This window comes from Thermospira aquatica (assembly GCF_023525255.1).
Taxonomy (GTDB): domain Bacteria; phylum Spirochaetota; class Brevinematia; order Brevinematales; family Thermospiraceae; genus Thermospira; species Thermospira aquatica.
Map to the genome: position 1 here is coordinate 917,605 of NZ_CP073355.1, position 13,588 is coordinate 931,192.

The 13,588-nt window shown below is 43.9% G+C and carries 17 protein-coding genes; 9 read left to right on the plus strand and 8 right to left on the minus strand.

What is annotated here, in order from left to right; translation table 11 throughout:
- Positions 1-32: 32 nt before the first annotated feature.
- From KDW03_RS04365 to KDW03_RS04385, 5 genes are read left to right on the plus strand one after another with little or no spacing between them, the layout of a single operon-like run.
- Positions 33-302, plus strand: coding sequence for an HPr family phosphocarrier protein (locus KDW03_RS04365; protein WP_271436177.1), 270 nt, complete (start codon positions 33-35; stop codon positions 300-302).
- Positions 292-864 (plus strand): hypothetical protein, encoded by a 573-nt coding sequence (locus KDW03_RS04370; RefSeq protein WP_271436178.1) that lies wholly within the window; start codon positions 292-294, stop codon positions 862-864. Before KDW03_RS04365 ends, KDW03_RS04370 begins: the two co-directional genes overlap by 11 nt.
- Entirely contained in the window at positions 845-2,542 is a 1,698-nt protein-coding gene (locus KDW03_RS04375) for a sensor histidine kinase (RefSeq protein ID WP_271436179.1), read from the plus strand. Before KDW03_RS04370 ends, KDW03_RS04375 begins: the two co-directional genes overlap by 20 nt.
- Positions 2,532-3,887 (plus strand): sigma-54-dependent transcriptional regulator, encoded by a 1,356-nt coding sequence (locus tag KDW03_RS04380; RefSeq protein ID WP_271436180.1) that lies wholly within the window; start codon positions 2,532-2,534, stop codon positions 3,885-3,887. Before KDW03_RS04375 ends, KDW03_RS04380 begins: the two co-directional genes overlap by 11 nt.
- Positions 3,884-4,471 (plus strand): epoxyqueuosine reductase QueH, encoded by a 588-nt coding sequence (locus KDW03_RS04385; RefSeq protein WP_271436181.1) that lies wholly within the window; start codon positions 3,884-3,886, stop codon positions 4,469-4,471. Before KDW03_RS04380 ends, KDW03_RS04385 begins: the two co-directional genes overlap by 4 nt.
- Here the strand turns inward: KDW03_RS04385 and KDW03_RS04390 are convergent.
- From KDW03_RS04390 to KDW03_RS04425, 8 genes are all read right to left on the minus strand, one after another.
- A complete protein-coding gene (locus KDW03_RS04390) occupies positions 4,426-5,178 on the minus strand; it encodes an RsmE family RNA methyltransferase (RefSeq protein WP_271436182.1) in 753 nt (250 codons plus the stop codon). The genes KDW03_RS04385 and KDW03_RS04390 overlap by 46 nt on opposite strands.
- Positions 5,179-5,180: 2 nt before the next feature.
- Positions 5,181-5,801: a bifunctional phosphoribosyl-AMP cyclohydrolase/phosphoribosyl-ATP diphosphatase HisIE gene (gene hisIE, locus KDW03_RS04395; protein WP_408648355.1), complete on the minus strand. Its 621-nt coding sequence runs from the start codon at positions 5,799-5,801 to the stop codon at positions 5,181-5,183.
- Positions 5,802-5,811: 10 nt separating this feature from the next.
- A complete protein-coding gene (locus KDW03_RS04400; RefSeq protein WP_271436184.1) occupies positions 5,812-7,191 on the minus strand; it encodes a sigma-54-dependent transcriptional regulator in 1,380 nt (459 codons plus the stop codon).
- A gap of 160 nt (positions 7,192-7,351) precedes the next feature.
- On the minus strand, positions 7,352-7,570 hold the full coding sequence (locus tag KDW03_RS04405) for a hypothetical protein (protein WP_271436185.1): 219 nt from the start codon (positions 7,568-7,570) through the stop codon (positions 7,352-7,354).
- Positions 7,525-7,656, minus strand: coding sequence for a hypothetical protein (locus tag KDW03_RS04410; protein ID WP_271436186.1), 132 nt, complete (start codon positions 7,654-7,656; stop codon positions 7,525-7,527). Before KDW03_RS04410 ends, KDW03_RS04405 begins: the two co-directional genes overlap by 46 nt.
- Before the next feature lie 88 nt (positions 7,657-7,744).
- Positions 7,745-7,942, minus strand: coding sequence for a hypothetical protein (locus KDW03_RS04415; protein WP_271436187.1), 198 nt, complete (start codon positions 7,940-7,942; stop codon positions 7,745-7,747).
- A 29-nt stretch (positions 7,943-7,971) separates the two neighbouring features.
- Entirely contained in the window at positions 7,972-8,496 is a 525-nt protein-coding gene (locus tag KDW03_RS04420) for a hypothetical protein (RefSeq protein ID WP_271436188.1), read from the minus strand.
- Between the two features lie 85 nt (positions 8,497-8,581).
- Positions 8,582-8,719 carry a hypothetical protein gene (locus tag KDW03_RS04425; RefSeq protein WP_271436189.1) on the minus strand — a complete coding sequence of 46 codons (138 nt, stop codon included), beginning with the start codon at positions 8,717-8,719 and terminating at the stop codon, positions 8,582-8,584.
- A 156-nt stretch (positions 8,720-8,875) separates the two neighbouring features.
- On the opposite strand from KDW03_RS04425, the gene KDW03_RS04430 reads away from it, so the two are divergent.
- The 4 genes from KDW03_RS04430 to KDW03_RS04445 are packed head-to-tail and all read left to right on the plus strand — an operon-like array spanning position 8,876 to position 13,588.
- Positions 8,876-11,515 carry a valine--tRNA ligase gene (locus KDW03_RS04430; RefSeq protein WP_271436190.1) on the plus strand — a complete coding sequence of 880 codons (2,640 nt, stop codon included), beginning with the start codon at positions 8,876-8,878 and terminating at the stop codon, positions 11,513-11,515.
- 11 nt (positions 11,516-11,526) lie between these two features.
- Positions 11,527-12,057 carry a dCTP deaminase gene (gene dcd, locus KDW03_RS04435; RefSeq protein WP_271436191.1) on the plus strand — a complete coding sequence of 177 codons (531 nt, stop codon included), beginning with the start codon at positions 11,527-11,529 and terminating at the stop codon, positions 12,055-12,057.
- Positions 12,051-13,190 (plus strand): HD-GYP domain-containing protein, encoded by a 1,140-nt coding sequence (locus KDW03_RS04440; protein ID WP_271436192.1) that lies wholly within the window; start codon positions 12,051-12,053, stop codon positions 13,188-13,190. The genes dcd and KDW03_RS04440 overlap by 7 nt, the downstream gene beginning before the upstream one ends.
- A gap of 17 nt (positions 13,191-13,207) precedes the next feature.
- Positions 13,208-13,588, plus strand: a complete 381-nt coding sequence (locus tag KDW03_RS04445; protein WP_271436193.1) for a response regulator transcription factor — start codon at positions 13,208-13,210, stop codon at positions 13,586-13,588.

Here is a 13,588-nt window from a genome sequence, read left to right on the forward strand (position 1 = left end):
AAAATAAACGAGTGTAGGAGTCGAAAAGATACATGCAAAGTATTACCGTCGAAGTAAAGAACGAATACGGCATTCACGCACGACCTGCATCGCTTCTTGTCGAACTTGCCAATAAATTTCAAAGTGATATTACCATAACCATGGGAGATCGAGTGGTAGTTGCTAAAAGCGTGATGAATGTTCTTCTTCTGGCGGCAGGCAAAGGTTCTAAGCTGGTTATCACTGCTGATGGACCTGATGAGGTCCAGGCTCTCAAAGAACTTCGTGATCTCATCGAGGTAAGAAAATTCGATGAAGAGTAAATGGTATTTTGTTTTTTTTCTTTTTCCTGCGTGTTTTTTTGCCGAGCTTTCTATCGACAAAATGAGCATACAGGGCAACCAGTTTCTCCTCACGGTAAGAACGTATCCACCATCAGGTTTTAATCCTTTTTCTTTTCTTCAGGGGGGAAGTACCCTATGGGTGGGATACAACATCCTTGTTTTTAAGAAACAAAATTTCCCGGAGCCTGACATATTCCTTACCAACATTTGCGTACGATACGAAGTTAAACGGGACTACCTCAATAATGGGTATGTTGCAAATGTCTGGTATGGTTGGGATTTCGCATACCGTCGGTGGCTGGATAACGATGAAAAGCTCTTACGTTTTCTCTATCGACTAGAAAACTTTCGCGCCTTTACTTTTTCCAATCCGGGTGAAAACGATTTTTTCTATCTTGAGGTTTCTCAGTTTTTTGATACGGTTCCCGAAAAGGATGATACTCCCCTGGGTCGTTTCTTCCGTTCCGTTATAGGCTCCCGATATGAATTTTCTCCAGTCCGTAGCAGGATGTTTAACAAAAATGGCCTTCTTTTCGAATAAACGATGGGTTCTTATTGTTTTCTTTCTTGATGTAGTGATTTCTCTCGTGGTTGCCTGGCTGGGCTACCGATGGATGCTTGAGTTCCAGGCTAACAATACTTTGAAAACCTTTGTCCCCCTTGTTCTTGGTGTCTCCTCTTTTTTGGGAATCTGGCTCTTGTACCGAAGTTTTGTTACCTTTCTCTTTCAAAGAAAGGGCATCCGGGGGTATAAACTTCGAGGAAAAATCACTTTCTTTTTCCTCACCGTAACCTTTGGTTCAATCCTTATTGTTGGTGGGGTGATGTTCTATCTTATTCTTCTTACAGAAATCACCTTCATCGACAGAGAGTACACCACAGCAGAAAAAATTCTTGCAGGATATCAAGAGCTGATCGCGTACAATAAAAGTGAGTTTGAACGATGGAATCTCAGTCTTTTGCGCTATCAGGAAGATGAGTTTCCCGTCGTTTTTGAGTGGCGTGTTTCTAACCTCATGTTCCTCAGAACCGGTGACAAAGAACTCGTGAAGCTCATTATTGACAATGACGCGAGTCTTTTTGAGCTTTTTTCAGACACCAATAAAAAAAGCCTCTTCCTCGGAGAGGAAAAAGCCGCTTTCATAGCAAGAAAAGGACAGAGATTTTTTGCAAGCTGGCTCCCGGAACACATTCAGGCCGCTTACAGCACCATCTATTCAAGTCGTGATGAGTATCGCCAGATGCTCTTTTTAAAAAAATACATCCGGGTGATTACTTTTCTTGTGATTGTAGTGATTTCTGTGCCGGTTTTTCTTTTAGCTTTTGCGGTCAGTGTGCGTGTAGGCCGAACGCTCACCTCCCATATTGAAACTCTGGTACGGGGAACAAAAATTCTCGCCCTTGGCAATCTTGACTACCGGGTAAACATAAAATCTGGTGACGAACTCGAGGATCTTGCGGACAACTTTAATATGATGGCAGAAAAACTCAGTGTAAGCAACAAACAAATTAAACGCATGGAACGACTTGAAGCCTGGAAAGAAATGGCAAAAAGACTTGCTCATGAAGTGAAAAATCCCCTCACTCCCATTCGACTCTCAGCAGAGCGTCTGCTCTACGCGTATACGATGAATCCAGACGGATTTGAGGATGTTTTAGAAAAAACCTCGCAAATTATCATAAACGAAACAAAACGCCTGGAAAACCTCGTTAATCAATTCTCGCAGTTTGCACGCCTCCCCGATCCTCATATAGCCATTCATAATATCAAGGCTTCCGCTGAAGAGGTTTTTTTACTCCTAAAGAACGCTCATCCCCATGTAAACATGACCATGAACGTAAAAGAGAGTTCACTCCCGTGGGATATTCCCTACGATCAGGACCAGATAAAACAAGTTTTGATCAACCTTATAAAAAATGCGTGTGAAGCAGCTCGAAAAGAAAACCCTGCAGTAACCCTGACCCTTGAACGAAAAGCAACAAGCGTACTTATCACTATCGCCGACAATGGACCAGGAATTCCTAAAGAAATCCAGGAAAAGATCTTTGAACCATACTTTACTACCAAAAATCATGGTACCGGACTTGGTCTTGCTATAGCAGAACGCATTATCTCGGAACACCATGGCTATCTCTGGTTTGAAACCTCAGAGGAAGGGACACATTTCTTTTTAGAATTGCCTGCGGAAGAGATCCGGGAGGAACTGGATGAAGCGTAGAATCTTAATTGTCGATGATGAACCCAATATCAGGGAAACCATTGGCGATATCCTTAAAGATACCGGATATGAGGTAGTGCTGGCAAAAGATGGAGAAGAAGCCTGCAAAGTAGTAGGAAAGGAGGATTTTGATACCATCATCCTGGATGTTATGCTTCCTGGGAAAGGTGGTCTTGAGGTCCTGGAGTATATCCACCAGGAGTTTCCCATTATTCCTGTTATCATTATCTCGGGACATGGCAATATCAAAATGGCAGTTGAGGCTATGCGAAAAGGGGCTTACGATTTTATGGAGAAACCCCCCTCTATAGAACGTATTCTTGCCACGGTACGCAATGCCATCAACTACAAAAATCTTCTTCTTGAAAACATGAGCCTCAAATCAGCAGCCAATGTAGCCCCAACATTCGTCGGAAAATCACCGGTAATCTCTCAGATCCTCTCTTCTCTCCCCCAAATAGCCCAAAGTGATGCCAGTGTGCTTATTACAGGTGAAAATGGTACCGGTAAAGAGGTAATAGCCAGGTTAATTCATTTTCATTCACGAAGACGCTATCTTCCGTTTGTTGGTGTAAATTGTGCCGCGATACCAGAGACCCTCATAGAAAGTGAACTCTTTGGCTATGAGAAAGGGGCTTTCACGGGAGCAAACAAACAAAAAAAGGGAAAGTTCGAGCAAGCCCATCGGGGAACCCTTTTTCTCGATGAGGTTGGGGATCTCAGCCTCCCCGCCCAGGCCAAGGTTTTACGTGTTTTGCAAGAAAACGAGTTTGAACGTGTGGGGGGCAACGAACTTGTTAAGGTTGATGTCCGTATCATCGCGGCCACCAATCAAAACCTCCAGGAAAAGATACAAAAAGGAGAATTCCGTGAAGATCTCTATTACCGACTCAACGTTCTCCCTCTTCACCTCCCCCCACTTCGAGAACGGCGCGAAGATATTCCCGAACTGGTAGAATTTTTCCTTGAAGAGGAACGGGAACGCACAAAAAGAAATCTTAGTATCACCAAGGATGCCCTCAACTTTCTTGCCAGTCAACCCTGGAAAGGAAACGTCAGAGAACTCAAAAATTTTATCCAACGCCTTGCCATCCTCTGTCCTGACGAAACGATTACCCTCAAACAGGTTCAACAACAGCTTTTCCCGACAACCCAAAACCTTCTCCAGGAAGAAATGAAAACCCTCTCTCTCAAGGAAGCCAAAAGAGAGTTTGAACGCCAGCTCATCCTGGATAGACTGGCGCAATTTCACATGAATATTGCCAAAACCGCTGAATCACTGGATATTGAACGAACTTACCTGTATCGAAAAATGAAAGAGCTTGACATTATGGAGGAAGAATGAAAAAACTTCTCCTTCATACCTGTTGTGCGCCATGCATGCTTCCTGCCCTTGAGGTTTTGTTAGGAAACACCTCCTGGGAGCGTGTTCTTGAAGAGCCTCCAGAGTATGAGATCACTGTGTGGCCTTACAATCCCAATATTACCGACGATGAAGAGTACCAGAGGCGAAAAAACGCTATTGTCAACGTTTTGAAAGAAGCTTATCCCACAATCTCCCTTCTTGAAGACCATAGTGAACAAGATCGAAACCACTGGTTTCAGTACGCATCCCTTCTCAAAGACGAACCCGAAAGAGGCAAACGTTGTACCTTTTGCTATGGGTACCGTCTGTATCGGACCTTTCGTAAGGCGCAAGAATTGGGCTTTGATGCCGTGGCCACAACACTGACCCTCAGTCCCCTCAAAAACACCCCTGTCATCAATCAGATAGGTCGTATCCTTGAAAAACGCACAAAAATTCACTACCTTGTTTCAGATTTCAAGAAAAACAACGGAATGAAACGATCAAAAGAACTCTGTGAGAAGTATAGCGTCTATCGTCAAAATTTCTGCGGGTGTGTGTTTTCTCTCCGCTCAAGGGCATAGTAGATATTGGCTACTGTAGAAACAACGGCCGTACTGGTTGTGAGAATCCGTTTTCCCAGAGACACTGTTTGAAATCCCCAACTTTTTGCCTCTTCTACCTCCCTGAGAGAGAATCCCCCCTCCGGTCCAACAAGAAGATCAACAACAGCATAATCCTCTGCACGGTCAAGAACATGAAAAAGCATGACATCCTCTTCGTTTTCCCAGGGCATAATCCGAAGGCTTCTCGGCCCAAGAAAAGAAGGAATATCTTTCCAGCCAATGACAGGTTCCACATGCATAAGAGAGAGCCTTCCTGTTTTTTTGGTGGTTTCTTCTACCAGCTTCAACCAACGGGGTTTGATGGTACGATACATCTCTCTGGGATAAATAGTTCTCTCCGTTAAAAGCGGAAAAATCTCCATCACCCCAAGTTCACAAGCACGGGTAAGGATATCTTCCCAGGCAGGATTTTTTGGCAAAGCCTGAAAAAGGCGAAGCGTAATGCTCCTTTCAGAAGCCCTCTCTTCACGAAGGATATGGCAAATCACCTCATCCTGGCGAATCTCGTCTATGTGAAGCAACAGTTTTCGGTTTTGTCCATCAGTAGCCTCAAAAACCTCTCCCACGTTTTTTCGTAACACATGCACAAGGTGATGCGCATCACTTCCTCTGATATGGGCTTGATTTTCGTGAATATCTGAGACAGGAACGAAAAAACGCCGCATCCCTACTTGCGTCTCTCCATAAGTTTATCATAAATAATATCCGGAGAGAGATCAAGATACCCCAGCGTTAACCAGAGATGAAAGATCAGATCCGCCATTTCCCATGCAATTTCTTCAGGGTCGCCATTTTTTACAGCAATAATGGTTTCTCCTGCCTCTTCCCCGATTTTTTTGAGAATACGATCCAGTCCTTCCCGCATTTTCTTGGCCACATAGGAATTCTCTGGCATGGTTTTCTTGCGATCCATAATAACCTGATAGATCTCAGAGAGAATAGCCGCCTTGTTTGTCTCAGAGATTTCACCCTCTTTCATACTGGTAAAAAAACAGGAGTATTTACCCGTATGGCATGCCACCCCTTTCTGTTCTACTTTGATGAGAAGAGCATCTCCATCACAGTCTACCAGAATATCCACGATCTTCTGGATATTGCCAGAGGTCTCTCCCTTATGCCAGAGAGACTGCCTGGAGCGACTGTAAAACCAGGTTTCACCCGTTTCCAGCGATTTTTTCAAAGACTCTTCGTTCATATAAGCCAGGGTAAGCACCTTCCCTGAAACAATATCCTGAACAATAGCTGGAATCAGCCCCTTTTCATCAAAATGAAGGCTTTTGATATCAATCTCCATATATCTACTCCTTTTCATCCCCATCAATGTCATTTTGGTCTATGGCAACTCCATAACTTTCAAGTTTACGCAGAAGTGTCTTACGACCAATCCCTAAGATACGCGCAGTCCGGGATTTGTTGCCGCCGGTAGCATCAAGGGTAGCAAATATGAGACGCTTCTCTGCCTCCTCCATGGTAATGCCGATAGGGAGGACAAGTTCTCGCTGCGTCCGCTGTTGCACAATGGACTCGGGAAGATCGGTTTCATCTATAACAGGTTTTTTTGCAAAGATAACAAGCTTTTCAATGGTATGCTGAAGTTCCCGAATATTCCCCGGCCAGGGATAACTCTCCAGAAGCCTCAGAGCCTTTGGATGGATCCCCTCTATGGAACGCCGGTGCTTCTCGCTATACATCTTGAGAAAATAATCCACCAGGAGAGGAATATCCTCCCTGCGCTCCCTTAAAGGCGGCAATTCAATATGAACCACATTGAGACGATAGTAGAGATCTTCACGAAACGCACCCTTTTCTACCAGTGCCTTAAGATTTTTGTTTGTAGCTGCAATAATACGCACATTGACATGGATGGTTTCTTCTCCACCGATACGTTCAAAGCTTTGTTCTTGAAGAACACGCAAGAGTTTCACCTGAACCAGAGAAGAAATCTCCCCTATTTCATCAAGAAAAAGTGTTCCACCATCAGCAAGCTCAAAACGACCTTTCCTCCGGGAGGTAGCCCCGGTAAACGCGCCCTTCTCATATCCAAAAAGCTCACTCTCAAGCAAAGTTTCCGGAAGAGCCGCACAGTGTACTTTGATAAGAGGCCCGTGTTTTCGAAGACTATTCACATGAATAGCGTTAGCTATAATCTCCTTTCCTGTTCCAGATTCTCCTGTAAGGAGTATGGTGGCATCAGTAGGAGCCACCTGTCGTACCTGATTCAAAACAGCCTGAAAGGCCGGAGAAGCCCCGATAATATTCTCAAACTGGTAGCGATCATTCACAAGGCTTTCAAGGGTTTCCTGCCTCTGTTGACGACGCTTTTCTTCAAGAGCCCGTCCAAGGACAAGGACCAGCTTATCAAGATCCGGAGGCTTTACCATGAAATCATAAGCCCCAAGTCGCATCGTTTCGATAGCCTCATCCAGCCCACCATGTCCCGTGAGAACAATCACCGGCGTAGTTTTCAAGGGCATTTGCCTCAGAAAATCCATCCCGGAAAGCTTTGGCATCTTGAGATCCAGAATAACCGCATCGGGACTGAAAGCTTTCAATTTTTCAAGCCCTTCTTCGCCATTTTCAGCGGTGATAACTGTATACCCTTCCATTTTGAGAGCCTGGCGCAGTGCTTCACGAATATTTTTCTCGTCATCGATGACAAGAATAACAGGCTCGGCCATCCAGATGCTCCTTTGGGGATTTTTGACATAGTATAGAGCAAAAAGACAAAAGTTTCAACTTTCTTTGCGTCGGTTTTGCTCTTCCAGAATGAGGCAGAATCCCGTTGCGTCAAATAAAAAAGCACGTGAAATTCGAATCATTGCCTCATAAAAAAAGTACTCAAAAATTCCATACAGTTTCCTCCAAATTTTTGTTTTTTACATTCTTTTTCTTTTGAAGGCTGAAAAGTTTTCTCTGGCAAGCTGTAATTTTTTGTCTTAGGTGAAACAAATCGAGAGCCTTATAAAGCCTTGTTAGGCGTTCCTTTTGTGCCTCACTTACATAAGAGCTTTCTAAAAGCCGCTGGTAGGGAGTTTTAATATCATCATGCTTTTGCACCTTGCTTCCGATTCTCTTTTCTCTGTCATTTCATAACCGTTGAAAAAGTTGGCATAAAGCCTGAGATACGCATAGAGTCGGTTCAAGTAGTAGACTTCTTCCTCGGTATCGTAGCGGAAGTATCCAACATTCTGGCGGACTATGGAATAGTTTTTCTGCTCAACGTAGCAGTTATCATTGGAAGGAGCAGCTTCTTCCTCTTGGAAATTTTATCTGGTGCTTCTCACACCAATCGCAGAGGATGATTAATAAATTCAGCGCGGTATCAGAATCAATTCCCCGTAAATCAAAAGGAAGTCTTCCTTTGACTTTTTCTATGGCTTCTCTTACCCATTTTGAAGCTTTGTTTTGATTGCCACAAGTTCTGTCCAACCATCAAAACATCCACCATATTTAATGTTTTAGCAAAATCTCCCGCTATTTCCTCCCTCATGGGCAACCAGATCAATCTCCATGAACCCAGGGCAATTTTCATCCCACTCTGCCCACGTGCGTATAGCTATTTGTTGCTTTAATAGCGTTCCAGGTTTTGTGCCTTTTCGTCCTTTTATCTCAAGCTTTTTACGCTCATGTTTCAAAAGTCGGTCAATACTTGAAGCACTTATATGGCGCAAGTTTTCTATAGCCTGTGGAGAACCGTGGAGATGTCCGTTTGCTAAGAGATTATCTAAAACTTCATTTAAAATTGGCTTTAAACGTTTGCCACACATGTAGTTTTCAATTTCCCAGACCTTTTTTAGAAGTTTTAGTTCCTCTTCGCCGAATTTTTTCTTTCTGCCAGGTCTTTTGCCCTTCTTGGCTATGTCGGCTTTAAGGTAATTTTTCTTGCCTACATAGATGGTTTTTCCGTGCTGCCTCAAGAGTCTGGCGGCATAGTTTCGGTTTTTTAAACCTGTTATCCTCACAAAATAATCCAGTATCTCCATTTTTTCCTTTTTGCTGGCTTTTTGATACTCTGCTTCGACAAGCTCAGCATATCATTTCGCCGTTTCCCTGTAAATAGGTCTCCTTTCAAACATCGCTACCCCAATTCCGGTTGGCGAGCTTGTCAAGCCACGGTTGGCGAGCTTGTCGAGCCACGGTTGGCGAGCTTGTCGAGCCACGGTTGGCGAGCTTGTCGAGCCACGGTTGGCGAGCTTGTCGAGCCATGAACTGGATTATTTTATACACAGATTTGGAGTACTTTTTTATTTTGCAATAGCGTTCCCTTTTCGAGTACTTTTATTATGAAGCAATTCGTTTGATTGACAGAAACACTATTTCTTGTTACAATTTAAGAGAGAAAAATCGTAGAAGGGAGAAAGCATGGATTACCAAGCACTGGAAGGCAACTATACCCCGGGACAATTTGAGGAGGAGATCTACCAATACTGGCTGAAAGAGGGTTTCTTTGAAAGTCGTATTAATCCCAAAAAGAAGCCCTACACCATTGTCATGCCACCGCCCAATGTGACGGGTATTCTGACGATGGGGCATATCCTCAACAATACCATCCAGGATGTTCTTATTCGCTACTATCGGATGAATGGATACGAGGCTTGCTGGATTCCTGGCACAGATCATGCTTCTATCGCGACGGAAGCCAAAGTAACCAAGTACCTTGCTGAGAAAGGCATTAATAAATGGGAGATTGGCCGGGAGAAGTTTCTTGAATACGCCTGGGAATGGAAAAACAAATATGGTGGTATCATCATCGATCAGCTAAAAAAGCTTGGGACGAGCTGTGATTGGAAAAGAGAACGTTTCACGATGGATGATGGGTATTATAAAGCGGTTATCCATGCTTTTGTCAAACTGTATAAAAAGGGCTATATCTACCGTGGCTATCGTCTGGTGAACTGGTGTCCTGTTTCAAAGTCAGCCATTTCTGATGAGGAGGTTTACTACGAAGAGGTGGAGGGACACCTGTGGCATTTCCGTTATCCTATCAAAGGGACAGATAGTTACGTTGTTGTGGCAACAACCCGTCCCGAAACCATGCTGGGAGATACTGCGGTTGCGGTGAATCCCAACGACAAACGCTACCGGCATCTTATCGGCAAAACAGTCGTTCTTCCGCTTGCTGAACGGGAGATCCCTATCATTGCTGACGACTATGTCGATCCGGAATTCGGAACAGGTGTGGTTAAGATCACCCCTGCTCATGATCCAAACGACTATGAGATCGCTTTGCGACACGATCTTCCTATTGTCAATATTATGAATCCTGATGCTACCCTCAACGATCTTGTTCCAGAGGACTTTCGTGGTCTTGATCGGTATGAGGCTCGTGAGGCTGTTGTTGAGGCGATGAAAGAGCGTAAACTCCTTGAAAAAATAGAAAAATACACTCACAAAGTTGGTTACTCCGAGCGTGGTCACGTTCCTATAGAGTACTATCTTTCCGAACAGTGGTATATGAAGATGAGCGAGCTCGTGAAACCAGCCATAGAGGTTGTGAAAAAAGGGGAGATTACCTTTTATCCTGAACGATGGACAAAGGTGTACTTCCACTGGCTTGAGAACATCAAAGACTGGTGTATTTCACGCCAGTTATGGTGGGGGCATCGGATCCCTGTCTATTACTGTGACGCATGTGGATTTATGGACGCCTTTGAAGAAGATCCCGGGAAATGCCCCAAGTGTGGGATGAAGCTTCGCCAGGATCCTGATGTGCTTGATACGTGGGCATCGTCGTGGATATGGCCATTTGCGGTTCATGATTGGCCCAATCCTGATCCCAATCTTGATTATTATTATCCGACAGATACCCTTGTGACAGGGCCTGATATTATCTTTTTCTGGGTTGCCCGTATGATTATTGCAGGGATGGAATTTTTGGGTAAAATTCCTTTCAAAAGGGTGTACTTTACGGGTATTGTCCGTGATGATCTGGGACGCAAGATGAGCAAGTCCCTTGGAAACTCACCAGATCCTCTTGATGTGATTCGGGATTACGGTGCTGATGCCCTCCGGTATACGATGACCCGTCTCGCCCCTCTGGGGAATGATATCCTCTACAGCAACGAAAAGTGTGAACTGGGCCGTAACTTTGCCAATAAGATCTGGAATGCTTCCAAGTTTATCCTTTCACATCTGACAGGCAAGCCTCTTCCATCCCTGGAAAACATACCACTTGACATTTTTGACAAATGGATTCTTACCCGTTATCAGGAAACCATTAAGGCAGTGCGTCAGAGTATTGAAGATTTTCATTTCAATGAAGCAACTGTCCAGCTGTATGATTTCATCTGGGATGATTTCTGCTCGTGGTATATTGAGGTTTCCAAGGTAACTCTTACCCATGGAGATGAAGATTCTAAACAGGCCAAAAGACGTATCCTTCTCCATGTACTGGAAGGGAGTCTCAAGCTTCTTCATCCTTTTATGCCGTTTGTTACCGAGCGCATTTATCTCACCCTTCCGAGATATGAGAAGACGATTGTCTATGCACCCTATCCGGTTTTTGATGGAAAGTACCTTTTTGAGGATGAGAAGGCACAAGCCAGGCTTATCCAGGAAGTTATCTATGTTATTCGTAATGTCCGGGGAGAAAACAAAATTGCTCCGGGTGAGACCGTCAAAGCCTTTTGTATTGTGGAAAACAAAGCAGACAAAGCCCTGCTAGAGAGGTATACCTCTTTTGTTGAAAAACTTGCCAAGAGCACTCTCGAATTCATCGAGCGTCGGGAACCAAAACCCATGGAGGGGGTTGGTCATGGGAAGGGATTTGACATTTATATCTCCCTGGAAGGGAGTATTGACAAAGACAAAGAGCTCGCCAGATTTGAGGAAGAGCTTACGCGCCTCCAGAACCAGAAAAAAGCCACTGAAGCAAAACTTGCCAATCCAAACTTTACCAACAAGGCTCCTGAGGCTATTGTTCAGAAAGAAAAAGACAAGCTTAACTATTACTCCCAGGAAATAGAAAAGATTAGCAAGATTATCGAAAGTCTCAAGGGTTAAAGGAGAGAAGAATGATTATTACCGCTTCAGAGATTCTCAAGGCTATCAAACGCAGAGACATCATCATAGATCCCTTTGATGAAAGGTTACTCAATCCCAATTCTTATAATCTGAGGCTTCACAATGAGCTTTATCTTCTCCAGGAAGGTTGCCTTGATATGAAAAAGGCCTGTGGGTATGAGGAACTTACCATCCCTCCTGAAGGTCTGGTACTTGAGCCTAATCGTCTCTACCTTGGTCGGACGGTTGAACACACCACATCAAAAAAATATGTCCCCCTTATTGAAGGGAGATCGAGTATTGGAAGACTCGGGATATTTATTCATGCAACGGCCGGTTTTGGTGATGTCGGATTTTCAGGCTACTGGACACTTGAAATCTCTGTTATCCAGCCCATACGTATTTACCCGTTTGTTGAGATTGCACAGATCTACTTTCACACAGTCAAAGGGAAAATCAAGCCGTACAAAGGAAAATACCAGAATAATCGGGGGATCCAGATTAGCGGTATCTACAAGGAGTTTGAAGAAAAAACATGTTAGACAAGGAAAAATTCGAGGCTGTTGAGGTGCGCTTTCTTAAGCCAGGGACAGTTCTCTCAGGTATTCTCTATGATGAAGAGGGTACTATGCTCTGGCCAGCCCGGAAGCTTTTAACCGATGCCTTTATCTCCAAACTCAAGGTCAAAGGTATCGAAACCGTTTACTATGCCCCTCCAAAATGGAAACAAGCCCCGCAAAAAACCCCCATGTTTACCGAGGCATCGCTGGGGTTTGCTCAAACAGCCTTTGATGAGATTGTGACAGAGATCCGATATGGCAAGCTCCCTGATACCAATAGAGCACGTGAAGCGATTAACCGCTTCTTCAGTGAGATGGAAGCCCGTCCCAATGGATTTTTGAACCTCCTGGTTCTCAAAGATTACGATAGTTATACTTACCAGCATTCTATCAATGTCGGTATTCTTTCCATGTTTCTGACTAAAAAATTGGGTTTCAATACTTTCTTTATCAAAGAAGTTGGAGTAGGGGGATTTCTCCATGATATTGGGAAAATCAAAATCCCCATAGCTATCCTTAACAAACATGACAACCTTACCGAAGAAGAATTTCGTATCATGAAATACCATCCTATTTATGGATTTAATATCGCCAAAAACGACCCTTCGCTGAGTTCTTATATCAAAAAGATGATTCTCTTCCACCATGAAAAGTGGGATGGGAGTGGGTATCCCCTGAAACTCAAGGGTGATGCGATCGGCAATTTTGCAAGTATTGTTTCTGTTTGTGATGTCTTTGACGCGCTTACCACTGAACGCGCCTATAAAAAACCGTATACGGTCAATGAAGCCCTCATCTATATCATGCGTAATACAGGAAACCATTTTTCACCGTATGTTTCCCAGAGGTTTATCAATGAAATGTCCAAAATGTATGACCTCGGGTCGTTCTATCCTGTGGGGGCTTTTGTTCATTTGAGTACAGGTGAGATAGCTTATATTACTGAAAAAAAAGAAGAATACACCCTCCGTCCTACTGTGGCTGTTGTGGTAAATCATAAAGGTGTCCCTATGCGTACTCCTCTCCAGGTCGATCTTCAGAGGGATGTGGACAGACACATTGTCAAAACGATAGATGATCCGGATGAGATTGAGCGGCTTTCCCTTCTCTTATAAAAAACAAGGAGGATATCATGGAGGACAAAATTCCTCTCAAGGTGCTTTTTGCTGAGGATGACAGTATCACAAGGTTGGAGGTGTCTAAGTTTCTGGAAAACAAGGTGGAAAAGCTCACCGTAGCTCAGAATGGCCAGGAGGGGCTTCGTCTTTACCAAAAAGAGCCAGCAGATGTGGTGATTACGGATATACGGATGCCTATTATGAATGGACTGGATATGGTGCGGGCTATTAAGGGTTTTAAAAAGCCCAAAGCCGTTATCGTGACCACAGCGTATAATGAAACAGACTTGCTTATTGAGTGCATTGATCTGGGAGTGAACAAGTTTCTTCTTAAACCCCTGGTACTTCACAAGCTTGAAGCTATTCTTCGGGATATTGCCAAGGGAGAAGAATAG

What these genes read in the sequence shown, in the direction of transcription:
- KDW03_RS04440 (WP_271436192.1), top strand. Translation starts at nt 12,051, where the DNA reads ATGTTAGACAAGGAAAAATTCGAGGCTGTTGAGGTGCGCTTTCTTAAG.
- KDW03_RS04400 (WP_271436184.1), bottom strand. Translation starts at nt 7,191, where the DNA reads ATGGCCGAGCCTGTTATTCTTGTCATCGATGACGAGAAAAATATTCGT.
- KDW03_RS04430 (WP_271436190.1), top strand. Translation starts at nt 8,876, where the DNA reads ATGGATTACCAAGCACTGGAAGGCAACTATACCCCGGGACAATTTGAG.
- KDW03_RS04420 (WP_271436188.1), bottom strand. Translation starts at nt 8,496, where the DNA reads ATGGAGATACTGGATTATTTTGTGAGGATAACAGGTTTAAAAAACCGA.
- KDW03_RS04390 (WP_271436182.1), bottom strand. Translation starts at nt 5,178, where the DNA reads ATGCGGCGTTTTTTCGTTCCTGTCTCAGATATTCACGAAAATCAAGCC.
- dcd (WP_271436191.1), top strand. Translation starts at nt 11,527, where the DNA reads ATGATTATTACCGCTTCAGAGATTCTCAAGGCTATCAAACGCAGAGAC.
- KDW03_RS04380 (WP_271436180.1), top strand. Translation starts at nt 2,532, where the DNA reads ATGAAGCGTAGAATCTTAATTGTCGATGATGAACCCAATATCAGGGAA.
- KDW03_RS04375 (WP_271436179.1), top strand. Translation starts at nt 845, where the DNA reads ATGGCCTTCTTTTCGAATAAACGATGGGTTCTTATTGTTTTCTTTCTT.
- KDW03_RS04445 (WP_271436193.1), top strand. Translation starts at nt 13,208, where the DNA reads ATGGAGGACAAAATTCCTCTCAAGGTGCTTTTTGCTGAGGATGACAGT.
- KDW03_RS04370 (WP_271436178.1), top strand. Translation starts at nt 292, where the DNA reads ATGAAGAGTAAATGGTATTTTGTTTTTTTTCTTTTTCCTGCGTGTTTT.
- KDW03_RS04385 (WP_271436181.1), top strand. Translation starts at nt 3,884, where the DNA reads ATGAAAAAACTTCTCCTTCATACCTGTTGTGCGCCATGCATGCTTCCT.
- KDW03_RS04425 (WP_271436189.1), bottom strand. Translation starts at nt 8,719, where the DNA reads ATGGCTCGACAAGCTCGCCAACCGTGGCTCGACAAGCTCGCCAACCGT.
- KDW03_RS04365 (WP_271436177.1), top strand. Translation starts at nt 33, where the DNA reads ATGCAAAGTATTACCGTCGAAGTAAAGAACGAATACGGCATTCACGCA.